Raw genomic sequence first — 21,789 nt, 5'->3', positions numbered from 1 at the left:
AGATGACCAAGTGGTTCGACACCAATTACCACTACCTGGTTCCCGAGATCGAGCCCGCGACCACGTTCTCGCTCAACCCCGACAAGGTGCTCTCCGAGCTGAAAGAAGCTCTCGGGCAAGGGATTCCCGCCCGCCCGGTCGTCATCGGACCGATCACCTTCCTGCTGTTGAGCGAGAACGTGGTCGCGGGCTCGATCTCGGGAACCAGGTAGTGGTAATTGGTGTCGAACCACTTGGTCATCTCCAGCGGCGCGACGTCGGAGTTGCCGCGCGCGGCGGCGAAGTAGCGGTCCAGGTCGTCGGATACCTGCGCAGCACGGGGCGGCAGCGCGCCCAGCATCACCGCGGTGTCCAGCATCTGGTCGTAATAGGAGAAGGTGTTCACCGGCACCGAGTCCAGGCCGGCGGCGGCGAGGCCGGCCCAGATGTCTCGGCGCAGCGTGGCGGCAACGGATTCCAGCTCCGATCGGCTGGTGCGCCCGGCCCAGTAGCCCTCGGTGGCGCGCTTGAGTTCGCGTTTTGGCCCGATACGGGGGGAGCCGGTGACGGTGGCGGTGAATGGTTGAGCGGTCACGGTCTGGTCCTATCAATCAGCGGGGTGGTCACCGCCGGAGGACGCGCAGCCGATCCGTTGCGGTGTGCACCTTGCGCACAACCGCAACGTATTCGGCCAAACGCCCATTCCACGAGGCGATGAGCCGCCGGACGCGGCGCGCCCGGCACAGCTGGCAGGTCTTCGGACTCGCAGGCGCGCACCGGGTGGTGCTCCTACTGACCGTCGCTTCCCAGTCTTGCGACCAGTGCTTGTGTGACGGCGGTCGTTCCTGCATACCGCTGCGGGACAGTCCCGGGCTCTCACCGGGTTCCCTCTCGCGGGGCGCTACTAACGTGCCTCGCTCGATGCCGAAGCCGCGTGGTGCGGCGACGGCAGACCAGCTGCGTAGCGGAGCTTACGCCCGTCGTGCCGGTCAGCTCGCCAGCGCCTCGGCGATCGGCACCTCGCCGTTGTTGAAATCGATCGTTCGGCCGACGGTCGAGTCGTCCGCCAGTGCGGCCGCCGCCACGAGGGCGACGTCGGCCCGCGACACTTCACCCTTGCCCCGGCCGAGGGTGATGCGCCCGGTGGGCGGTTCGAGGGTGAGCCGGCCCGGTCCCAGCACGGTCCAGTCCAGGCCGCTCGCGCGCAGGTGGGCGTCGGCCGCCGCCTTGGCTTCCGCGTAGGCGAAGAATGAATCATCTTGCGGCACACCGTGATCAGGTCCCGCGCCGAAGTAGGAGACCATGACGAATCGCTTGACAGCTTCGCGTTCGGCGGCATCGATCACCCGGATGGCGGCGTCGCGGTCGACGGCGTAGGTGCGGTCCGGGTTGCCGCCGCCGGCTCCCGCCGAGAAGACGACCGCGTCGTGGCCGGCCAGCAGGCGGACTAGGGCATCGGTGTCGAGCTGTTCGATGTCGGCCACCACCGGCTTGGCCCCGGTGGCCGCGACGTCGTCGGAGTGGTCGGGGTTGCGGAACACCGAGCTCACCTCGTCGCCGCGTTCGGTGAGGATGCGGGTCAGCTGCAGCGCGACCTTGCCGTGGCCGCCGATGACGATGATCCGTGTCATGCACCCGACGGTAGCGCCCGCGAGGATCGCCCGCGCGCAGGCTGCGGTCGGTGGCTCGCAGTCCCTCGATCACGAGTTCGCCGGCGGACAACGACGCGATGAACCGCTGGCCGTGCTCGGCCGTACATGCAGAGGAGCGTTTTGTTGACCGAGAGGGAACGATGGGGCGGGTAGCCTCCGATGGCGACGGATTGACCACCTTTCGCACCCGGTCACCCGAGCACGCGATCCATCTGTGTGAATCGGCGTTCCATCCCCACAAACTTCGCCTGCTCGGTCCGTCGAAGGATTTCGGCTTCACTCAACGACTCGTGCAGGCCGGATCGATCACGCTGGCCGACCTCACTTACGACACCGACGTGTCGCTCGGTTTCGCGGAGGGCCGCGACAGCTACTACGTACACATTCCGATTCAGGGCTGGCTCGAGTCGCAACAACTCGGGCAGGAGCTGGTGTCTTCTCCGACGACCGCGTCGATATACCGCCCCAATGCCGACATGGCGGTGACCCGATGGCCCGGCGGCAGTCGTCATCTGGGGGTCAATATTGATCGACTGGTTGTCGACACTGCGCTTGAGACCCTCCTGGGCCGCCGGCCGGAGGCCGCCGTCGCATTCGACCCGACGTTGCCGCTCACGGACGGCCCCACCAGGAGTTGGGTGAGTCAGCTTTTCTGGATCAACCGAGAACTGGGCCGCGTCGACAACCCTTTGCGGCACTGGGCCGTTCTAGACCGACTGGCGGAGAGCCTGGTCTACGGATTGCTCTTGGTAGCGAACCATCCCCATCGCGAGGAGCTGGCGTCCGCGGTGCGGCCGGCCAGACCGGCAGCTGTGCGCGAAGCGATGGACATCATCGAAAGAGCGCCGCAGTCGCCGTTGTCGACTGCGGAGCTGGCGCGACAATGCAACGTCAGCGTGCGGGCACTGCAGGAAGGCTTCCAGCGAAGCCTCGGGATGTCGCCGATGGGTTACGTTCGTGCGGTCAGGCTGCGCCGCGCGCACGCCGATCTGCGTGCGGCGCATTCGTCGCAAACCACCGTCGCGGCCATCGCCCAGCGTTGGGGGCTGGGCCACCTCGGTCGGTTCGCCGCGGCCTACCAAGCCACGTTTGGCGAGACGCCGGTCCAAACCCTTCGCGCTAGCGCCGACTGACGCGGCCTCGCGGGGCGGGTCCGGTCGCGTTCGGCGGCCCGCCCGGCATATCCGGAAAACGCGGAGCGGTAGCCGGCCACCGCGCCTGTCCGCGCCGGACATCGCCAGTGATCACGCCGCCGGTGTAGCCATGAAACATGGCTGGAACCAACCGGTTTCGACGAACGTCGATTACCGCCCCGCCAGGTTGAGGAGATGAGGAACGAAATGACATCGGCATCCGATGAACGAGGATTTCTCGCAGCGGTATTCGCGGATCGCGCGCATCGCAATCAGAGGCGACTTGCTGCCCGGCTGAAGCCGCAATACGACTTCATCGTGTGCGGATCCGGGTCCTCCGGATCCGTGGTCGCCCGCCGGCTGGCGGAAAACCCTGACGCCAGCGTCCTCGTCCTTGAGGCCGGTGGCTGCGACGACGGGCCCGAAATCAGGCAACCGGAGATGTGGCTTGCGAATCTGGGGAGCGACCGCGACTGGAAGTTCACCGCCGAGCCGAATTGCCACTTGAACGGGCGCGCCATCCCGTACTCGATGGGGAAGGTCTTGGGTGGTGGCTCCAGTATCAATGTCATGGTGTGGGCGCGGGGGCACAGAAACGATTGGAATTACTTCGCCGCTGAAGCCAAAGACCCGCAATGGAACTATGATTCGGTGCTGTCCATCTACCGGGCGATCGAGGATTGGCACGGTGTTCCCGATCCAGAACACCGTGGCACGGGTGGGCCGGTATATGTCGAACCCGCAGCCGAGCCCAGCCCGATCGCGCGTGCGGGGCTCGCGGCCGCAAGCTCGCTGGGCATCCCGACCTTCACCAGCCCGAACGGTGCTCTGATGGAACGAGAAGGCGGCGCGTCGATTGTTGACCTGCGTATCCGTAACGGGCTGCGCCAGTCGGTGTTTCGCACGTACCTGTACCCGCTGACGGACCGGCCGAATTTGACGGTTCTGACGGGCGCGTTGGTTACTCGAGTGGCGCTCGACGGCGGGCGCGCCACCGGCGTGGAGTTCATTCACGGCGGCAAGTCGCACCGCATCGAGGCGAAATCCGAGGTGGTTCTGTCGCTCGGAGCGATTCACACACCCAAGGTCCTCATGCAATCCGGGATCGGTGACCAGAATGAGTTGCGACCGCACGGTATTCCGGTCGTACAGCATCTGCCGGGCGTCGGCCGAAATCTCCAGGACCACCCGGGATTCTCCTGCGTCTGGGAGTACCGGGAACCGCTACCCTGGCGCAACAGCGGTGGGGAGATGACGGTCTTCGCCCGAAGCGACTCCAGTTTGCGCACGCCGGACCTGCAGGCTTATCAACTCGAGTTTCCGTTCTCCAGCGAGAAGAACGCCGAAAGATTCGGCTTACCGGAGTCAGGCTGGAGCATGTATGGCGCAGTGGTGCGCCCGAAAAGTCGCGGACAGATTCGGCTGACCGGGCCGAACCCGGACGACCCGGTGCGGATCCACGCCAATCTCCTCTCGCACCCCGACGACCTCACTGCCGCGGTGTCGTGTCTCGAACTGTGTCGCGAACTTGGCAATTCGGGGCCTCTTCGTCGATTCAGCAAACGCGAAGTCATGCCGGGGAGCCTCACCAAGGCTGACCTCGCGCGCTTTATCCGCAACGAAGCCACGACTTATCACCATCAGACAAGCACGGCGAAGATGGGTCGGGACAGCATGTCGGTGGTGGATGCTGCCTTGAAAGTGTATGGCGTGGAGGGCCTTCGGATCGCGGATGCGTCCATCATGCCGCGTGTCACCACCGGAAACACCATGGCCCCTTGCGTCGTGATCGGCGAGCGCGCCGGACAGATCCTGCGCCACCGGCACGCTCTGTGAGCCGACTCGGAGAAATGAAAATGGGATCGAAACCCTTGGTGGACCTGACCGGTAGCTTTACCAGACGGATGCACGACGTACTCGCCGAGGCCGCGCGACGCGGACCGTTGGCGACAGACGAGACAACCGGCGCAACCGTGGTGTTGCGGCATCGCGACGTTGAAACACTGGCCCGCGACGAGCGGCTGAACGGAATCGGGCTGGCCCTGTTCGACACCATGGGCATCAGCGACGGGCCCCTGCGCGACTGGTACAGCAAGCTGATGTTCACCACCGAGGGTGATTATCATCGCCGCCTGCGGTCGCTGGTCTCCCGCGCCTTCACCCCGCGCTCGGTCGAGGAGCTGAGGTCGACCGCAGCGGACATGGCCGCCGCTGCCATCGCTTCGGCGATGCTGAACGGGGGAGACCTGGTGGCTTCCTGCGCCGGACTGTCAACCCGGTTGATCTGTCGCCTCCTCGGAGTCCCGGACAGCGATGTCGGTGTGTTCTCCCGATGGGCGGACGCTCTGAGCCCGGTGTTTTACGTGATGACGCCCGACCAGATCGCGGGGGCGACGAGCGCGATCGTCGAATTGCAGCACTATGTCGAGGCGCTGGCGCAGCGCCGAACCGAAGACCCCGGTCCCGATCTCATCACCGGCTTGTTGACCGCCGAGGCCGGCGGGGAGATGCTCACCCGCGACGAGACCGTGGCGATGATCGCGAATCTTCTTGTCGCCGGCCATGACACGATGGGGAGTCAGATACCGTGCAGCCTGCTGATGACGTTCCAGTACCGCGACCGCCTCACTGAGGTGGCGCACGATGACACGCGGCTTGCGAGTGCTGCCGCTGAGACCATGCGCCTCGAGCCCAGCATCCCGCTCATACCGCGCACCGCCGTCGCGCCGATCGACCTGCACGACACAACCATCCCGGCGGGGGAGATGGTGCTGCTCTGCATCGCCTCGGCATGCCGGGACGCCTCGGCGTGGCGGTCGCCGAACTGCTTCGATCCCGAGCGGTTCACCCGTGCGGGCACGCCCCGGCTCATGAACTTCGGTGCCGGAGCGCATTACTGCCTGGGTACCTCGCTCGCGAAAGTCGTGGTGGAGGAGTGCGTACGCGCCGCGCTCGCCGCACGGCCCGCCCTGCACTTGGGGCAGGACCCCGCCCGCATCCCGTGGCGCCGCATGCTGGGCCGCAGCCCGGTACGCCTGCTCATCGGCGTCGACGAGAGCTAGAGCTTTACCCGCCCCATGATGATGTCGATGATCGGCTTGCCGGGCGGATAGGCGTTGGTGAGCGAGGCCATCGTGTGCCCGTAGTCCACCAGCAACGTGATCCCGTTGATGCCGAAGGCGGCGGCGCTGTTCAGGAACGCCATCACATCACCCATCTGCTCCGGGGTGTGCACCTTCGAACCGGTCTCTTCGCGATAGTCCTGCGCGAAGGTAAGCCAGAGGTCGGCGTTGGCCTGGGCCAGCGGGGTGTCGGTGGGTCCTGGGCAGATCGCGTTGATCCGGATGCCCTTCTTCAGCAGCGGGTAGCCCTGGGTCGCGACGTAGGCGTTGACGACCTTCTTCGAGAAGCCGTAGTGGATGATGCCTTCGGCTTCGTGCGCCTTGACCCATTCTTGCGCCGAGGCGAAGTCCGGCGTGGCGAGGAACTCCGTCAGCAGCTCCAGGTCGTTCTCCCAGCCCATGCCGGCGACGGACGAGATGAAGCAGATCGCCGAGCCCGAGGGGAGCTGGTTCTTTGCGACCAGGCGGTCGATGAGATGCCGGTGACCGATGAAGTTGATCGCCATTAGGTCGGTTGTGCCTTCGGCGATGCCGGCGGCCGAGAACAGGGCGTGGATCGGGCCGTCCAGCTGCTCGACCGCGGCGTCGATCGACGCAGGATCGCGCAGGTCCACCTGGATGGACTTGGCGACGTCGTAGTTGACCGGCGCGTAATCCATCACGATCACCTCGGCGCCCAGCTCTGCGGCCGACTTGGCCGCCGCGGCGCCCATGCCGGTGGCGCCGCCAACGACGAGAGCCCGCTTGCCGTCGTAACGCAACCGATCGACAACAGTCATGGAAATCCCCTTCTCATCCACTGCCAACGCGATTCTAATCGCCCAACTGTATGGGTAACAGTTTTTTGGTTCAACACCTACCCTGCGCGAACCGCGACACCACGCAATACCGTGTCCCGCACGTGCACCAATGCCGCGCGTTTGCCGACCTCGGCAAGGATGTTCTCCGGTATCCACTGCAAGCCGATGACGCAGCGCGCCAGCATCGCCGTCGACGCGCCGTCCACACTGATCTCGCTGGATCGGATGCCCTCGGAAAGTAGCGTTTTCATCTGCCGGAGTCGCGTCGCGTACAACCAGCCCGGGTTGGGTGTGTCCGGCGGCGATTGACGCATCCAGGCGAGCTGGATGCGGAACTCGTCGGAAAACCGATCGAGCGCATTGACGTTGACCCAGCTCAGTGCATCCAGCTTCGCGATCGGCGTGGCATCCGAACGCAGGACGTTGACCCAGCCCGCCTCGACTTTCCGGCCGAACGATTCCATGATCGACGCGAGTAGCTCGTCCTTCGATCCGATCACCCGGTAGACGGTTCCGGTCCCGAGGCCGGCCGCGGACGCGATGTCCCTGATGGTGGTGGCCTCGTAGCCTTTGCGGCCGAATTCCGTTCGCGCCACCGCACGAACGTGCGCCGCTTTGTCGCTGGGATCGGCGTCGCTGTCATCCGACCAGGTCTCGATGACCTCCCTGGCGGCGGCGAAGGCGTTGGACCGGTCGAGCTCCGAGTCGGTGGGCGGCCGGGTTGCCAATCCCTGCAACATGATTCGGCACAGCAGCGCGGCCACCTGGTCGGCGGGAGACTTATGGCGCATGACGTCGAGGCCAACCTGCAGCATGGTTTGGCAGATCCGGTCGGCCAAGGTGGGCAGATCGATGTCGGGTTTGATGTAGCCGCTCCACCTGCCCGCGCGCAGGGTTTGCAGCATCGCCTCCTGAATCGCCACGGGCCGCTGCTGCGTCAGCTTCATCAGCTCCGGATCCGTGCTCGGCCCCTCGTAGAACGACATCTGCAGCGCCGCCCGGTGCCGCACGGCGCACTCGGCGATGGCCGCGCCCAGTTCGACGATCTGCTCGGGAACCGGTCGAGGGTCGGGTTTGTCCAACTTCGCTTGCGCGGCATGCCCGATCCGATCCAGATCGTCCTGATAACGGCGGATCAACTCGATGAGGATCGCTTCTTTGGACTCGAAATGGTGGTAGAGGCTTCCGGGAAGAATTCCCGCCGCGTCGGCGATCTCCTGCAACGAGGTCCGCAAGCCCGACTGCGCGATCAACGAGGCGGCGGTGGTGAGGATCTCTGTCCGGCGAGTCCCCAAATCGGCTGTGACGCCGGCTCGCAATGACTCCGCTCTCGGCATGATCAGCCGGGCGCACGTCCGGACGATTGCGGACTGGCATCCATTCGCACTCGTCCCTCTCACCGAACCAAATCTTTGTTAAAGGCTATCAGACCCGGAGTGACGAATGCGCTGCATAACGGCGGTGCCGGGGACAATTCTAAAGCGCGGGTCCGTCCCAACCGTCACACGCGACCACCTCGTCGACGGGTCGTCGCCGGGCGGGCCGGAACGTGTGCCCGGCGCGCAGCCGGCCCACCGGAAGCAGGCATCCCTGGACATAGCTTTTGGGAATCCCCAGCAGCCGCCGCACCTCCGCCTCGCGATGCAGGTGCAGGGTGGTGATGCAGGTTCCGTATCCGCGGGTGTGTAGCGCCAGCTGAAAGTTCCAGACCGCCGGGTAGATCGAGCCGTACAGCGTGGCCTGGTGAAACGATTCGTCGCCCTCGATGCGGGGCAGGTAGGGCTGATAGCAAGGAATCACCAGCAGCGGAACCCTCGACATGTTCTCGACCAGCCACTCCGTCGACGACATGATCCGGTTCTCCGGCGTTCCGGCCGGCATCAGGTCGGCGATCAGCTGGCCGCCGACCCGCAGCAGGTAGGCCGCGCGGTACAGCTCGGCGATCTCGGCGCGTAACGCCGGGTCGGTGACCACCAGCCAGCGCCACGATTGCTGATTGGAGCCGTTGGCCGCCTGCAAGCCGATGCGCAGGCACTCCCGGATGTCCGCGAGGTCGACCGGCGCGTCCAGGTCGAGCGTCTTGCGTGCCGAGCGGGTAGCGGTGAGCAGGTACTCGATGTCCATCACCGGTTCCCCCTGTTGGCAAGGCGCGCACCGAGTTCGGTGAGGTATCGATCGGGCCCGGCCAGGAACGCGCTCCAGCTGAGCAGGCGCTTGAGGTAGAGATGCGCGTCGTGCTCCCAGGTGTAGCCGATCCCGCCGAACACCTGGATCGCCGTGTCGCCCACCGTGGCAAGCCGCCCGGCGAACGCCTTCGTCCGGATGGCGGATTGGTGCCGTTCGTCGGCGTCGGCGTTGTCGGCGGCCCACAGCGCGTGGATCATGCCACTGCGGGCCAACTCCACGGTCTCGAACATATCGACGCACAGATGCTGGACTGCCTGGAACGAGCCGATCGGCTGCCCGAATTGCGTTCTGGTCTTGGCGTATTCGATGGCCGCGGTCATGACGGCTCGTGCAGCGCCGAGTGCGTCGGCCGCCGTCGCGATCAGCACATCGTCGATCACCGCGGCGACGTCCCCCGGGGCGGCCGCGGCCAGCCGCCGCGCGCGCGCTGAGTCGAGCGTGACCCGGAAGCGCTTGCGGGTCTGGTCGATACCGCGCTCCGGCGCAACCGAAACGCCCGGCGAGTCGGTGCGGATCGCGAAAAGCCCTCGACCGCCGTCGTCCCCGGCGAGCGCCAGCAGCACGTCCGCGGCGGCGACGTCGGGGACGGCGGTCATGTCGCCCCGTAAGACGACATCATCGCCCCGCCGGCTCGCGGCCACCGGCGCACTTTCGGCATCGAGGAAGCCGACGGTGGCGACCGTGGTGCCGTCGGAGATCCCGCTCAGCAGCTCGGCCGCGGCGTCGGTTGGCCCGAGCCGCGTCAGCGCCCGGGTGGCGGCGACCGCGGTCGACAACCATGGCCCCGGGTGCAGGGCGGCACCGAGCTCTTCGGCAACGATTCCGGCCTCGACCATCGTCATGCCGGCGCCGCCGTGGGCCTCCGGCACCAGCAGACCGGTGGTCCCGAGGCCGGTCAGGCCGCGCCACACGGGCTCGGTGACGCCGGTCGGGTCGTCGAGCAGCGGGCGCACATGGTCGGCGATGGAAGCTTTTTCGGCGAGATAGCGTCGGGTGGTGTCGCGCAGCGCGACCTGCTCGTCGGAGAGTTCGAGGTTCATTTGCGAGGCAACCCGAGTACCCGCTGGGCGGTGATGTTCTTGGTGATCTGGCTGGTACCGCCTGCGATGGTCAGCGAGCGCGACGTCAGGCGGTAGTTCGCCCACGGCGCGCCAGCGCCGCTCGTGCCCAGCACGTCAAAGGCCAGCGCGGCCATGTCCTGTCCGATCTCGCCCCACACGGTCTTGGCGAGGCTCGCCGATCCGAAGGCGTCACCGCCATGCAGCGTGGCCGAGATCGAGCGCTGGCAAAGGACTTCCAGATACTTGATGCGCAGCGCGATTTCGCCGAGGCGCCGCAGCGTCACGGGGTCTTCGAGCGCGTCGCTGTGCGCGGCGATGTCGTCGGTCAATTCTTCGAGCCGCACCTGCATCTCGGCGTACAGCCGGGCGGCCCCGGCCCGCTCGTGGCTGAGCGTGGTGGTTGCCACCTGCCATCCCCCGTTCAGCGGACCGAGCAACGCGTCCGCAGGCACGCGCACGTCGTGAAAGAACACCTCGGCGAAATCGGCGTCGCCGTTGAGCGTTACCAGCGGACGGACTTCGATGCCCGGCAGTCTCATGTCGACGATCAGGCAGGAGATGCCCTTGTGCTTGGGCGCTTCGGGGTCAGTACGCACGTAGAGCTGGCACCAGTCCGCCCGATGCCCCAGCGACGTCCAGATTTTCTGGCCGTTGACGACGAAGTCGTCACCGTCGCGCGCCGCGCGGGTGCGCAGCGCGGCGAGGTCGGACCCCGCTTCGGGTTCCGACATCCCTTGGCACCAGATGTCGTCGGCCCGCATCATGCGGGGGAGCAGCGTGAGCTTCTGTGACTCGGTGCCGTATTGCATGATGGCCGGCGCGATGTTGTTTAGGCCAATGACGTTGAGCGGCATGGGGGCTCGCGCCCGCGTGGTTTCCTCGGTGTAGACGAGTTGCTCGAGAACCGTCGCGCCGCGGCCGCCGTACTCGCGAGGCCACGAGACCGCGGCCCAGCCGGCATCGGCCATCGTGGCGCTCCAGGCGCGCAGCATCTCGAAGGCGACGTCGTCTCGTCCGGCGGGCCGACGGGCCGCCACCAGCTCGTCGGTCAGGTTCTTCGATAGCCAGTCGCGCAGCTCGGCGCGGAACTGCTCCACTTCCGCCGGGTATGAAAAGTCCACTTTTCCTTGTTTTCTGGTGAATTTGCGACCTAGCCGGACTTTACGGTCGAGCGGATAGCCGGTCAACAACGGCGGCGGCGCCCGGCGATTGACTGCGGTGGCACCGGACTCTACGGTGGAACAGATATTTGGTCAACGGAGTCCAGGCGGTTCGGAGATTGAGTATGTCCACCGACGTTCGCGGTGACCGACTGCCGGGTCTCGGCATGCTCGCATCCGCGCTCGCGGGCCGGGCCGTAGCGGTGGCCGAACTGCGTCCGGGCGAACCGTCGTGGACCGACGGCCAGACCATTCACGTCGACGCGGGTGCGAGCGCCCGCCGGCAGCTCGAAGCCGTTGCCGTGCAGGCGTCGATGATCGCGGCCGGCAGCCTGGATCCGGACATGATGCGCCCCCTACTGCGCCGCCCTCGGGTGGCCAAGCGCTACCTGGCGGTGGAGGGGCACCGCGCGCTCGCGGCCAACGCCGACCTGTTGCCGGGCGTTCTGGCTTCCCTCGCCGACCCCGACGCCGCGGGGCGGAGCGATTCGCCCGCCACTTCGCTGCGGCTCGCCGACGGGCGGGAGCCGATCGGTAACCCCGCACCGGAATTCGGCATCATTCGCGCCGGGAAGGTGCTGGCCGCGTCGGCCCGGGCGCCCGAACGGCGAGAAAAGGAACAACCCGGGCATATCCCGAGGAGCGGCGGCACCGACGATCTGAAAGAACTCGCCGTGGACGAGACCGACGACTCCGACGGCCCCGACATGTTCACCAGCCCGGTGGGTGGGGGCGGTTTCATCGGCAAGTGGCTGAAGAAGATGCTGTCTTCGGCGCGCAACACCGCTAACGGCGGCGGACCACCCGGCGCGGACACCCCGACGCATCGGACCGACTCCGCCAGGCGCAAATTGCACGCGGTGACCTCGCTGGCCCCCACGTCGCACGGGGACGGCGAAGATCAGCCGAAGCCCACGGACGGCTTCACGTATCCGGAATGGGACGCCGGCCGCAAGAAGTACCGCTCAGCGTGGTGCACGGTGCGCGAGGTCGAGGCGGGGATCAAACCGTCCGTGACGCACGCGATCGAACCCGCCATCAGCGTGCGCCGCCCACTCTCCCGACTCGGGATGGGCCTGCACCGCCGCCACCGGCAGTCGCAGGGCGACGACATCGACATCGACGCGGCGGTCGAGGCCCGGGTTGAGGTACTGGCGGGATCGGTGCCTGACGAGGCGGTGTACCTGGACAGCCTCCGCCGCAGGCGAGACCTGTCGGTGCTGCTCCTGCTCGACGTGTCGGGGTCGGCGGCCGAGCCGGGCACGGTGGGGCGGACGGTGCATCAGCAACAGCGGGCGGCGGTCGCCAACCTCACCGTCGCACTTCACGACCTGGGCGACCGGGTTGCGCTCTACGCCTATTACTCGCAGGGGCGGCGCGCGGTGACCGTGGTGCCGGTGAAGCGGTTCGACGACCACCTCGACACGCGAGTCATGAAGCGGCTCAACAGCCTTGAACCCGGCGCGTACTCACGCCTCGGTGCGGCCATTCGGCACGGGTCGGCGGTGCTGGAGGCGCGCGGTGGCACGTCGCGGCGGCTGCTGATGGTGGTTTCCGACGGGCTCGCCTACGACCACGGGTACGAGCGGACCTACGGCGCCGCCGACGCGCGCCGCGCCCTGAGCGAGGCCCGCCATCGTGGCACCGGCTGCGTCTGCCTGACCGTCGGCGCGGGAACCGACGTGGCGTCGCTGCGCCGGGTCTTCGGCAGCGCCGCGCACGCCACCATCGCGCGCCCGGACCAACTCGCCGGCGTGATCGGGCCGCTGTTCCGGTCCGCACTGCGCTCGGCCGAGGTCCGCCGCAGGGTGTCGTGACATGCCGCCCGATCGCATCGCCGAACTTAAACATGCTCGTCAGAGCGCTTGAAACAAATATCTGTTCCGATATAGGCTGCATGCACCGTCGGTAGCAGAAGGGGAAGCTATGGCCAACGAGTCCGGGCTTGCGCACCGGAACGGCGCGGTCCCCGAAGCCGGCGGAACGCGGCCGTATTACCAAGCGATCGGCGGCGAGGAAGCCATTTTCAAGGCCGCGTACCGCCAGGGGCTGGCCGTCGTCCTGAAGGGCCCGACGGGATGCGGCAAAACCCGATTCGTTGAGGCGATGGCCCATGACCTCGGGCGGCCGCTGATCACCGTCGCCTGCCATGACGACCTCACCACCGCGGATCTCGTCGGCCGGTATCTGCTGCGGGGCGACGAGACGGTGTGGGTGGACGGACCGCTGACCCGGGCGGTGCGCGAGGGCGCGATCTGCTATCTCGACGAGGTGGTGGAAGCGCGGCAGGACACCACCGTGGTGCTGCATCCGCTCGCGGATCACCGGCGACAGCTGCCGATCGAACGACTTGGAGTCACGCTGGACGCGGCACCCGGATTCGGCCTGGTGGTGTCCTACAACCCCGGCTACCAGAGCGTGCTGAAGGACCTCAAAGATTCCACCCGGCAGCGGATGGTCGCCATCGAATTCGATTTCCCCGCAGCCGATGTCGAAGAAGGCATCGTCACGCACGAGGCCGGGGTGGACCCTGCCACCGCCGCCGAACTGGTGCGGTTCGGACAAGCTATCCGCCGACTGGAAACCGGAGGACTGCGCGAAGTCGCGTCAACCCGGGTACTGATCGCGGCGGGCCGGCTCATCGTGGAGGGGCTGACGATGCGCGAGGCGGCTCGCGCCGCGATCGCGGGGCCTCTCACCGACGACGTGGCGGTGGGCAGGGCGCTGGGCGAGATGATCGAAATCTATCTGGGCGGGGCATCGAATGAATTGCGGCAGTGAGCTAGTCACCGGGAGGTCAGATGTCCTACGAAAGCAGCGCTGAGCCGATCAAGGTCGGCTACCTGATGGATTTCACGCTGCCACCGGGGTTCCCGGAAGAACTGATGGCGAGTTTCACGCGGTGCTTCGACCTCGTATTCGAAGAAGCCGTCGAACAGGGCCTGATCGATCGTCCGGTGCAGATGATCTACCGCGAGGTGGAGGGTTTACCCAAAGGTTCGGTCAAGTCGGTGATCGACGCTTTCGGCGAGCTGGTCGACGAGGGCTGTCTGGTGGTGTTCGGGCCGCACATCACCGACAACTGCGTGCCGACCCGCGAGGCGATCGAGGAGCGGTTCAAGGTGCCGGCGATCAGCGTCACCGGCACCGACGACTGGCTGGGCGAATGGACCTTCGCCTTCCCGCAGGGCTCGATGACCGACGAGCCGATCTTCATCGCCGACCTCGTCGCCAAACGCGGACTCTCCGAGATCGGAGTACTCGTGGAGCAGAACCTGATCGGCGAAAGCTACCTGAAGAACCTGCGAACCGCATGCCGCCGCAAGGGGATCCGAATCGTCGCGGAAGCGGCGATCGCCCAGACCGCGCAAGACATCAACGACGCCGTCCGCGCGCTGCACGAGGCCAAGTCCGAGGCGGTCGTGCATCTGGGCTTCGGCTTCGGCATCGTGTTTATCAACCCCGCGCTGGAAGCCGTCGACTGGGATCCACCGCGATTCACCACCACCGCTTTCCAGAACGCCTGGGTGAACCCCATCATGTGGGACGCGTTCATGGGGTGGGTCGGGGTCGACCAGTATGACGAGGCGAACCGGCTCGGCCAGGAATTCCTCGACCGGTACGCGATGAAATACGACGGCAGCCGGCCCGAATATTGCGTATCGGTGGTCAACCATGACGTTGCCGCCACACTCGTCCGCGCGTTTTCCGACGCTCACCCACTCAGCCCGCGCGGCGTCAAAGAGGCATTGGAGCGGGTGAAGATGATGCCCGCCGCGTCGGGCGCACCCGGCACCCGCGTCTCCTTCGGGAAATGGACCCGCCGTGCCTGGATGGGCGCCGGCTATCTGGTCGCACGGACGCTCGACGCCGACCACACCAACTCGCATCTCGTCGATCGCTTCGGAGAGTAAGGCTGACATGAGCACCGAACAATCGACACCGCCTGCCGCACAAGAAGAACCGGTATCGCCGCGAGGTACCGAGAAACGCGCCTGGGGCGGTTGGATCGCCGGCGCCGCGCTGGCCGCGTTCGCGCTGTTCTTCATCGCGAACTGCCGCGTCGCCCTCGACCCGCGCGTGGCCAACCCGAACGTGCGAGGCCGGCCACGTCCGGTCAGGTTCATCTTCGGCCTGGACTACATCACCTTCCTGCACGTTTCCACCGTGATCATGCTGGTCGTCCTGCTGGTGGTGTTCATCAGGGGCTGGCGCCGCAACCCGGGCAGCCCGGTGATGCTGATGTTCCTGTGCACCACGCTGATCGTGTGGCAGGACCCGATCATGAACTGGGCCCCGTTCGCGGTGTACAACCCCGACCTCATCCACTGGCCGGAGTCCTGGCCGCTGGTCTCCCTGTCGCCGACCGTCGAGCCGTTCGTCGTATTCGGTTACGTCACCTTCTATTTCGGACCCTACTTTCCGGCGATCTGGATCCTGCGCAAGCTGCAGGCCAAGTACGGGCCGACGGCGTTCGTGTCGCGGCACCCGCTGGTCAGCCTCGGCGTGCTGACCTGTGCGATCGGCTTCGCCTTCGATGCCTGGCTGGAGATCCAGCTCGTCCACACGGGCATGTACATCTACTCCCAGGTGATTCCGTGGGGCTCGGTGTTCACCGGCACGACGTTCCAGTTCCCGCTGATCTGGGAGTCGTTCTCGGTGACCTTCGTGATGGTCCCCGCGGCGATACTGTGCTACCGCGACGACACCGGCAAATCAGTGGCCGAGAAGCTGGCCGCGAAGGCCAGGATCTTCCCGGCGCGCCCGGTGCTCGGCACGTTCCTGGTGATGTTCGCCATCATCAACGTCTCCTACTTCACCTACGGGGCGTGGTTCTGGGTCATCAAGGTCAGCCATGCGGCGACTTCCGTCGCGTGCCCGTGGCCTTACCCCGAGGCGAAAGTCTATGACCCGCAAGGCTATTACGAGAAGGCTGGCGCGCAAGGCCCCTACTCGGTCGGCATCTGGTCGACCTGGGAAAGCGGGGAACCCAATGGGCGACCACATGTGGATCCGCCGCCGCCGGGCGAAGGTTCCTGCGCAAACCCGAGCACGCATGGCTGAGCCGCGCACCGTCGTCATCACCGGTGCGTCGCGCGGACTGGGGTTCGCCTCGGCCGTGCGCCTGCACCGCGAAGGCTGGCGCGTGGTCGCGGCCATGCGGACGCCCGATCGCGCCCTGCCGCTGCTCCGGGAGGTGACTGGGGCGGTGGAAAACGATGACCGTCTGATCTGCGTGCAGCTCGACCTGTTAGACCCCGCGTCGGTCTCGTCGGCGGCCAAGGCCATCGAAGAGGCCGTCGGGGCTCCCTATGCGCTGGTGCACAATGCCGGGATCTCCGCCGCCGGAATGGTGGAGGAGACCGATATGGCGCTGTGGCAGAACATGTTTGCCACCAGCGTCCTGGGCCCCGTCGCGCTCACCCAGGCTCTGCTGCCGTCGATGCGGGCGGCGGGCGAGGGCCGCATCGTTCTGGTATCCAGTGCGGCCGGGGTGCGTGGCCAGCCGGCCACCGCGCCGTACTCGGCGGCCAAGGGCGCGTTGGAGCGGTGGGGAGAGGCCATGGCGTGCGAGATCGCGCCCTTCGGATTGGGCGTCACCGTATTGGTCGCCGGGACCTACGACACCGAGATCATCACCGACGCGGGGACGATCGACAATCGCGACTTCGGCGGCCCGTACGCGCGGCTGCACACCACCATGGACAGCCGGGGCAGGGCCGCGATGAAATTGGCCCGGCCGCCCGAGCGATTCACCGATGGCCTGCTCAAGGCGCTCGATGACCGGGAGCCGTTCCGCCGCCGCGGTATCGGCCCCGATGCCTCAATGCTGCTGGCCGCCAGCAGGATCCTGCCGGCCTCGGGTATGCACCACATGTCGCGTGTCGTGCTCGGCATACCCAGACAGGGTTCGATGCGGGACGGAGCGTGGCCGCTGACGGTGGGCCAACGGGCGATGGTGTTCGCGGCACGTGTCCTGCCGCAGCCGGTGTTGCAACGCGTGGCCGCGGTGGCGGCGAAGCGCAGGGAAAGGCAAGGGGGCTGAACGAAAGTATGGAACAGCTATTCGACGATCTGGAGGACTTCGGCGCCTTCGACGATGCGGTCTCCGGCGATGTGCGCGACCCGTACACCGAACTGGCGCGACTTCGCCGCGAGGAGCCCATTCAACGGTTGGATGTCTCCGGGATGCCGCATGAGGAGTCCAAGCCGGTCTTCATCGTTTACCGCCACGAAGATGCCCAGCAGATGCTGCGTGATAACGAGACGTTCTCGTCGGCGGCGGTCATCGCGGCGTTCGGTCCGGTGTTGGGCGAGCGGGTGATGCTGGGCATGGACGAGCCGGTGCACGGGCGGTTGCGATCGTTGGTGTCAAAGGCGTTCTCGCAGAAGGCATTGGCACGATGGCAAGACGAGTTGGTCGGGCGGGTGGGCAACAGCCTGATCGACAAGTTCGCCTCGAACGGCAAGGCCGATCTGGTCAAGGAATTCACCTTCGACTACCCGAGTCGGATCATCGCGGGCCTGCTGGGCCTGCCGGAGGAGGACTACCCCCAGTTCCAGCGATGGTCCATCTCGTTGTTGAGCTGGATCCTGAATCCCGAACGTGGCCTTGCCGCGTCGGCCGCGCTGTGCGATTACTTCGCGCCGATCCTGGCATCCCGCCGCCTCGAACCCCGGGACGACCTGATCAGCGCGCTGGCCGAGGCGGAGATCGACGGGGAGAAGCTCGCAGACGAGGAAATCTACTCGTTCCTCCGCCTGCTGCTCCCCGCCGGGGTGGAGACGACGTACCGGTCCCTCGGCAGCCTGCTGCTCGCGCTGCTGTCGGCTCCCGCGCAGCTGGATGCCATCCGCGCGGACCGGTCGCTACTGCCACAGGCCATCGAGGAGGGTGTGCGGTGGGAACCGCCCCTGCTGACCATCACCCGGGTGGCCACCCGCGACACCGAACTCGGCGGGGTGCCGATACCGGCAGGCTCGACGGTGATGCCGATGCTGGGTTCCGCCAACCGGCAGGAAGACCGCTACCCCAATCCGGACACCTTCGACATCTTCCGGCAAGCCAGGGCGCACCTGGGGTGGGGGCACGGCGTGCACGTCTGCCTTGGCATGCATCTGGCCCGGCTGGAAATGCGCACCGCCATCAACCTTTTGCTCGACCGGCTACCGAACCTGCGGCTGGACCCCGGTGCGGACGACCCGCATATCCGCGGGCAGGTTTTCCGCTCGCCGACGTCGGTACCGGTGCTGTTCGACCCCCGATGACCAGCCCCGTAAAGGTTGCGCCTTGCCAATCGGCTAGTTTCCGGTAAGGCTCTCCGTAGCCCCTCCGCGATTTCAAAGAGAGTGACAGATATGACTGAGGCTGTAAAGGTTCGTTTTGAGCCGAAGATGATGATCGACGGCAAGCTCGTCGACGGGCAAGCCGGCACCTTCACGAACATCAACCCGGCGACCGAGGAGCCACTCGGGGAGGTCGCCGACGCATCCAAGGAGGACATGCACCGGGCCATCGACGCCGCCCGGCGCGCCTTCGACGAGAGCGACTGGTCGACCAATCGCGAGCTGCGGAAGCGCTGCCTGTTGCAGCTGCACGAGGCGATCGAATCGGAGAAGGAAGAGCTGCGCGAGGAGCTGATCCTGGAGGTGGGCTCGCCCCGGGCGATCACGTTCGGCCCCCAGCTGGACGCCCCGCTGCAAGACGGGCTGAAGTATCCGGCGAGGTTGATCGACGAGTACGCCTGGGAAACCGATCTCGGTGATCGGGTGATCAGCCTCACCGGCACGAACACCACCGTCAAGGTATGGCGCGAACCGGTGGGCGTCGTCGGCGCGATCGTGCCGTGGAATTTCCCCTTCGAGGTCACGCTCAACAAGCTCGGCCAGGCGCTGGGCACCGGCAACACCGTGGTGCTCAAGCCGGCGCCCAACACGCCGTTCAACGCGACCCGCCTGGGCCGGCTGATCGCCGAGAAGACCGACATCCCCGCGGGCGTCGTGAACGTCGTCACCGCGTCGGATCATTTTGTCGGCGAGGAGCTTACGCTGTCGCCGAAGGTCGACCTCATCTCGTTCACCGGGTCCACCACGGTCGGCCAGCGGATCATGGAAAAGGGCGCCGCGACGATGAAGCGGCTGTTCCTGGAGCTCGGCGGCAAGTCGGCAACCATCGTCCTTGAGGACGCCGATTTCGGGATGGCGTGTGCGATCGGCATCGCGCCGTGCATGCACGCGGGGCAGGGCTGCGCGAACCCCACCCGGATGCTGCTGCCGCGGTCCCGCTACGACGAGGGTGTAGAGATCCTGAAAAGCATCTACGAGAACGTCACGTGTGGCGACCCGCAGGACCCCGGAACGCTGTGTGGGCCGGTGATTTCGGAGGTGCAGCGCAACCGCGTGATGGGCTACATCCGCAAGGGCGTCGAGGAGGGCGCCACCGCGCTGGTCGGCGGACCGGACGCGCCCACCGGGTTCGACAAGGGTTTCTATGTCAGGCCAACGCTTTTCACCGACGTCGACAACTCGATGACGATCGCCCAGGAGGAGATCTTCGGCCCGGTGCTGGCGGTCATTCCGTTCGACGACGAGGAGGACGCGATCCGGATCGCCAACGACAGCAAGTACGGGTTGGCGGGCAATGTGATGTCGGGCTCGCTCGAGCGTTCGCTGGCGGTGGCCCGGCGGATTCGCGCCGGCTTCATGGGCGTCAACGGCGGCGCACCGTACGGCGCCGACACCCCGTTCGGCGGTTACAAATACAGCGGGGTGGGCCGCCAGAACGGGGTCGCCGGGTTCGACCAGTACACCGAGGTCAAGTCGGTCGGCTATCCCGCCGGCTGAGAGGGTTATTCTTCGGCGAGATTGCCGTCGTGGCTGTGGTTTTCGCTCGACCGCGACCCTGGCGGCAATCTCGGCGCGGGTGCGGGTAGCGGGGCGCGACGTCGTGCGATTCGCGTGACGCTGGAGCCGGCGGGGTTCAACCCGGTGGCGCCAGCATGTCCTTCCACCCGTCGTCTCCCGTTCCGCTCGAATTTCTGACCGTGTACCTGACACCGTCGGGCCCCACCAGTTCGCCGCTTTGGGGTAGGTAGACGGCCGGGGGAGGGCCGCCGGGGGTGTAGACGCATGGATTCGGCTGCTGCCCGTTGCATTTCACGGTTCCCGATCCCGGCCGTTGCAGTGGATCGCTGATCGGCGGTGGCGTCCCGGCCACCCTGTCGGAGGGCGCCGGGTTGAGGCCGTTGTTGACCGACGGAGCGGGTATCACCAGCCCCGGTTTCACCGGCTGGTCGCAGCGCGCCGCGGGCGCCGGGCAGGTCACGAGCTGGTTGGGTTCGCCGTACCACGGGTTGGTGCCCAGCGGGACATAGGGTTTGGGGTCGCGGCATTCCCGCGGCGTCGCCGCGCGTTTGCCGGGGACATCGACGCATGGAAGGTTGCGCGCCCCGCGCACCACGTTGGCGGGGGTGTCCTGCGGGATCTTGCAATAAAAAGTTCCGGACGGCAGCGGGGCCGGGCTGGTATCCGCGGGAGACCGCCACTGGGAGGCCGGGAGAAACCCGGTCAGGCACGGCGGGGGTTGGTTCGTCGTCATCGCGGTGTCGAGTGCGGCGTAGCCCGGGAACGGCGTTGTGATCGTCTGACTTTCCGCGGCGCCCTGCGGATAGGCCACCAGCAGTTGCTCGACGCCCTTGTGGTAGCGCTTGAGCATGTCCAGCGTGATTTCGAGGTTTGCCAGTGTCTGCGGCAGTGTCTCGCGGACATCACTGAACACCGAGTTGACCTGATCAAGGGTCGGTGCCGCACGGGCGAGGATACGTTGCACGCGCTGATCGTTTTTCCCGCCCTGCGTGGCCAAGCTGTTCAGGTTGTGTGCCCAACGTTCGATCGAGTCACCGGAGTTGACCTGGCTGTCGATAATGGGCCCGGAGTTTTGGATGATGTCGTTGATGTCGGAGATGTTGGTCTTGAAGTCGCCGGCGATCGCCTGGCTCGAGTCGACCAGTCGCTGCAGCGCGGGGCCCAATCCGCCTACCGCTTGGGCTGATTCGTCGAGCAGCGCGGCGAGCTTGTCCTTGGGCAGTACGTCCAGCTGGCGGTTGGCGGCGTCCAGCGCCGGCCCGATGGGTGTGGGCACGCTGCCCTTGGTAATGGTCTGACCGGGCGAGAAGTATTGGCGCGGATTGCCTACCGACACGAGGTCGAGATACTGCTCACCGACCGCCGACACCGAATGCACGTTCGCCGACGCGTCGACGGGGATCTGGTAGCGGTTGGCAATCGCCATGGTGACCCGCGCGCCGGTCCTTGTTGGCTCGACTGCGGTGACCTTGCCGATTGTTTCCCCGCGATACGTCACGTTGGCGGTCCTGTATAGGCCACCCGACGCGGGTAGGTCCGCCTTCAGCGTGTACTGGCCGATCCCGGCCGCAGTGGGAATCTGCAGGTAGTACCAGCCCAGCGCAATCGCTGTGATCGTGGTCAGGATGCTGAGCAGAATCAGCTGGCTCTTGATGAAGCGGGTCAGCATTGCCTATCCGCCCTTTCGACCAGCGGGCCGCCCGGGGCGTCGTTCGGATTGGACGTGTAGCGGACGTCGGGAATCATCGTTTCCGGGTCGCGGCCCCACGATTGTTCGAGCGCGCGTAGCGCTCCGGAGAACCCGGTCCCGGTGAGGACCGCGTTGTCGAC

18 protein-coding genes, 2 pseudogenes and 1 riboswitch are annotated in these 21,789 nt (G+C 66.5%); of the genes and pseudogenes, 11 read left to right on the top strand and 9 right to left on the bottom strand.

Features of this window, described 5'->3' with window-relative positions:
* Positions 1-2: 2 nt before the first annotated feature.
* Positions 3-212, top strand: coding sequence for a hypothetical protein (locus A5711_RS26330; RefSeq protein WP_369829939.1), 210 nt, complete (start codon positions 3-5; stop codon positions 210-212).
* Here the strand turns inward: A5711_RS26330 and A5711_RS14545 are convergent.
* Both A5711_RS14545 and A5711_RS14540 read right to left on the bottom strand, forming a co-directional pair.
* Positions 119-574, bottom strand: a pseudogene (locus A5711_RS14545) (5-methyltetrahydropteroyltriglutamate--homocysteine S-methyltransferase); the annotation flags it as partial. The gene A5711_RS26330 and the pseudogene A5711_RS14545 overlap by 94 nt on opposite strands.
* A gap of 135 nt (positions 575-709) precedes the next feature.
* A riboswitch (cobalamin riboswitch) is annotated at positions 710-903 on the bottom strand.
* Positions 904-968: 65 nt separating this feature from the next.
* Positions 969-1,610, bottom strand: coding sequence for an SDR family oxidoreductase (locus A5711_RS14540; protein ID WP_067947617.1), 642 nt, complete (start codon positions 1,608-1,610; stop codon positions 969-971).
* A 161-nt stretch (positions 1,611-1,771) separates the two neighbouring features.
* On the opposite strand from A5711_RS14540, the gene A5711_RS14535 reads away from it, so the two are divergent.
* The 3 genes from A5711_RS14535 to A5711_RS14525 all read left to right on the top strand — a co-directional run bounded on the left by A5711_RS14535 (position 1,772) and on the right by A5711_RS14525 (position 5,826).
* Positions 1,772-2,764 (top strand): AraC family transcriptional regulator, encoded by a 993-nt coding sequence (locus tag A5711_RS14535; RefSeq protein WP_067947616.1) that lies wholly within the window; start codon positions 1,772-1,774, stop codon positions 2,762-2,764.
* A gap of 195 nt (positions 2,765-2,959) precedes the next feature.
* Positions 2,960-4,600 carry a GMC family oxidoreductase gene (locus tag A5711_RS14530; RefSeq protein ID WP_082974100.1) on the top strand — a complete coding sequence of 547 codons (1,641 nt, stop codon included), beginning with the start codon at positions 2,960-2,962 and terminating at the stop codon, positions 4,598-4,600.
* A gap of 20 nt (positions 4,601-4,620) precedes the next feature.
* The gene (locus A5711_RS14525) at positions 4,621-5,826 is read left to right on the top strand and encodes a cytochrome P450 (RefSeq protein ID WP_197520801.1); all 1,206 of its coding nucleotides are present in this window, start codon (positions 4,621-4,623) and stop codon (positions 5,824-5,826) included.
* Here the strand turns inward: A5711_RS14525 and A5711_RS14520 are convergent.
* The 5 genes from A5711_RS14520 to A5711_RS14500 form a co-directional block, all read right to left on the bottom strand.
* Positions 5,823-6,665 (bottom strand): SDR family oxidoreductase, encoded by an 843-nt coding sequence (locus A5711_RS14520; RefSeq protein ID WP_067947619.1) that lies wholly within the window; start codon positions 6,663-6,665, stop codon positions 5,823-5,825. The genes A5711_RS14525 and A5711_RS14520 overlap by 4 nt on opposite strands.
* A gap of 77 nt (positions 6,666-6,742) precedes the next feature.
* Positions 6,743-8,023: a TetR/AcrR family transcriptional regulator gene (locus A5711_RS14515; RefSeq protein ID WP_067947612.1), complete on the bottom strand. Its 1,281-nt coding sequence runs from the start codon at positions 8,021-8,023 to the stop codon at positions 6,743-6,745.
* Positions 8,024-8,162: 139 nt separating this feature from the next.
* Positions 8,163-8,810 (bottom strand): nitroreductase family protein, encoded by a 648-nt coding sequence (locus tag A5711_RS14510; RefSeq protein ID WP_067947610.1) that lies wholly within the window; start codon positions 8,808-8,810, stop codon positions 8,163-8,165.
* A complete protein-coding gene (locus A5711_RS14505; RefSeq protein ID WP_067947604.1) occupies positions 8,810-9,913 on the bottom strand; it encodes an acyl-CoA dehydrogenase family protein in 1,104 nt (367 codons plus the stop codon). Before A5711_RS14505 ends, A5711_RS14510 begins: the two co-directional genes overlap by 1 nt.
* Positions 9,910-11,055, bottom strand: coding sequence for an acyl-CoA dehydrogenase family protein (locus tag A5711_RS14500; protein ID WP_067947603.1), 1,146 nt, complete (start codon positions 11,053-11,055; stop codon positions 9,910-9,912). Before A5711_RS14500 ends, A5711_RS14505 begins: the two co-directional genes overlap by 4 nt.
* Before the next feature lie 164 nt (positions 11,056-11,219).
* Between A5711_RS14500 and A5711_RS14495 the strand changes: the two genes are divergently transcribed.
* The 7 genes from A5711_RS14495 to A5711_RS14465 all read left to right on the top strand — a co-directional run bounded on the left by A5711_RS14495 (position 11,220) and on the right by A5711_RS14465 (position 19,938).
* A complete protein-coding gene (locus tag A5711_RS14495; RefSeq protein WP_067947602.1) occupies positions 11,220-12,911 on the top strand; it encodes a nitric oxide reductase activation protein NorD in 1,692 nt (563 codons plus the stop codon).
* A 109-nt stretch (positions 12,912-13,020) separates the two neighbouring features.
* Positions 13,021-13,875: a CbbQ/NirQ/NorQ/GpvN family protein gene (locus A5711_RS14490; protein ID WP_067947601.1), complete on the top strand. Its 855-nt coding sequence runs from the start codon at positions 13,021-13,023 to the stop codon at positions 13,873-13,875.
* A gap of 20 nt (positions 13,876-13,895) precedes the next feature.
* Positions 13,896-15,008, top strand: a complete 1,113-nt coding sequence (locus A5711_RS14485; protein WP_067947600.1) for an ABC transporter substrate-binding protein — start codon at positions 13,896-13,898, stop codon at positions 15,006-15,008.
* Positions 15,009-15,015: 7 nt separating this feature from the next.
* Entirely contained in the window at positions 15,016-16,158 is a 1,143-nt protein-coding gene (locus A5711_RS14480) for a spirocyclase AveC family protein (protein ID WP_067947598.1), read from the top strand.
* Entirely contained in the window at positions 16,151-17,140 is a 990-nt protein-coding gene (locus A5711_RS14475) for an SDR family oxidoreductase (protein WP_067947597.1), read from the top strand. Before A5711_RS14480 ends, A5711_RS14475 begins: the two co-directional genes overlap by 8 nt.
* An 8-nt stretch (positions 17,141-17,148) precedes the next feature.
* Complete coding sequence (locus tag A5711_RS14470) at positions 17,149-18,363, top strand: cytochrome P450 (protein ID WP_067947596.1); 1,215 nt, start codon at positions 17,149-17,151, stop codon at positions 18,361-18,363.
* A gap of 90 nt (positions 18,364-18,453) precedes the next feature.
* Complete coding sequence (locus tag A5711_RS14465; RefSeq protein ID WP_067947595.1) at positions 18,454-19,938, top strand: aldehyde dehydrogenase family protein; 1,485 nt, start codon at positions 18,454-18,456, stop codon at positions 19,936-19,938.
* Between the two features lie 136 nt (positions 19,939-20,074).
* Here A5711_RS14465 and A5711_RS14460 read toward each other — a convergent pair whose 3' ends face one another.
* Positions 20,075-21,628, bottom strand: a complete 1,554-nt coding sequence (locus A5711_RS14460) for an MCE family protein (protein WP_067947594.1) — start codon at positions 21,626-21,628, stop codon at positions 20,075-20,077.
* A pseudogene (locus A5711_RS26880) lies at positions 21,622-21,789 on the bottom strand (mammalian cell entry protein); the annotation flags it as partial. The gene A5711_RS14460 and the pseudogene A5711_RS26880, both read right to left, overlap by 7 nt.

The organism is Mycobacterium sp. E2238, assembly GCF_001672665.1.
Classification (GTDB): domain Bacteria; phylum Actinomycetota; class Actinomycetes; order Mycobacteriales; family Mycobacteriaceae; genus Mycobacterium.
This window is presented reverse-complemented; position numbering and strand designations above follow the sequence as displayed.

Bases quoted from the DNA above. Each gene is read 5' to 3' on its own strand.
- A5711_RS14470 (WP_067947596.1), top strand. From the start codon at position 17,149: ATGGAACAGCTATTCGACGATCTGGAGGACTTCGGCGCCTTCGACGAT.
- A5711_RS14520 (WP_067947619.1), bottom strand. From the start codon at position 6,665: ATGACTGTTGTCGATCGGTTGCGTTACGACGGCAAGCGGGCTCTCGTC.
- A5711_RS14485 (WP_067947600.1), top strand. From the start codon at position 13,896: ATGTCCTACGAAAGCAGCGCTGAGCCGATCAAGGTCGGCTACCTGATG.
- A5711_RS14465 (WP_067947595.1), top strand. From the start codon at position 18,454: ATGACTGAGGCTGTAAAGGTTCGTTTTGAGCCGAAGATGATGATCGAC.
- A5711_RS14505 (WP_067947604.1), bottom strand. From the start codon at position 9,913: ATGAACCTCGAACTCTCCGACGAGCAGGTCGCGCTGCGCGACACCACC.
- A5711_RS26330 (WP_369829939.1), top strand. From the start codon at position 3: ATGACCAAGTGGTTCGACACCAATTACCACTACCTGGTTCCCGAGATC.
- A5711_RS14475 (WP_067947597.1), top strand. From the start codon at position 16,151: ATGGCTGAGCCGCGCACCGTCGTCATCACCGGTGCGTCGCGCGGACTG.
- A5711_RS14535 (WP_067947616.1), top strand. From the start codon at position 1,772: ATGGGGCGGGTAGCCTCCGATGGCGACGGATTGACCACCTTTCGCACC.
- A5711_RS14495 (WP_067947602.1), top strand. From the start codon at position 11,220: ATGTCCACCGACGTTCGCGGTGACCGACTGCCGGGTCTCGGCATGCTC.
- A5711_RS14480 (WP_067947598.1), top strand. From the start codon at position 15,016: ATGAGCACCGAACAATCGACACCGCCTGCCGCACAAGAAGAACCGGTA.
- A5711_RS14540 (WP_067947617.1), bottom strand. From the start codon at position 1,610: ATGACACGGATCATCGTCATCGGCGGCCACGGCAAGGTCGCGCTGCAG.
- A5711_RS14530 (WP_082974100.1), top strand. From the start codon at position 2,960: ATGAGGAACGAAATGACATCGGCATCCGATGAACGAGGATTTCTCGCA.
- A5711_RS14460 (WP_067947594.1), bottom strand. From the start codon at position 21,628: ATGCTGACCCGCTTCATCAAGAGCCAGCTGATTCTGCTCAGCATCCTG.
- A5711_RS14490 (WP_067947601.1), top strand. From the start codon at position 13,021: ATGGCCAACGAGTCCGGGCTTGCGCACCGGAACGGCGCGGTCCCCGAA.
- A5711_RS14525 (WP_197520801.1), top strand. From the start codon at position 4,621: ATGGGATCGAAACCCTTGGTGGACCTGACCGGTAGCTTTACCAGACGG.
- A5711_RS14510 (WP_067947610.1), bottom strand. From the start codon at position 8,810: ATGGACATCGAGTACCTGCTCACCGCTACCCGCTCGGCACGCAAGACG.
- A5711_RS14515 (WP_067947612.1), bottom strand. From the start codon at position 8,023: ATGCCGAGAGCGGAGTCATTGCGAGCCGGCGTCACAGCCGATTTGGGG.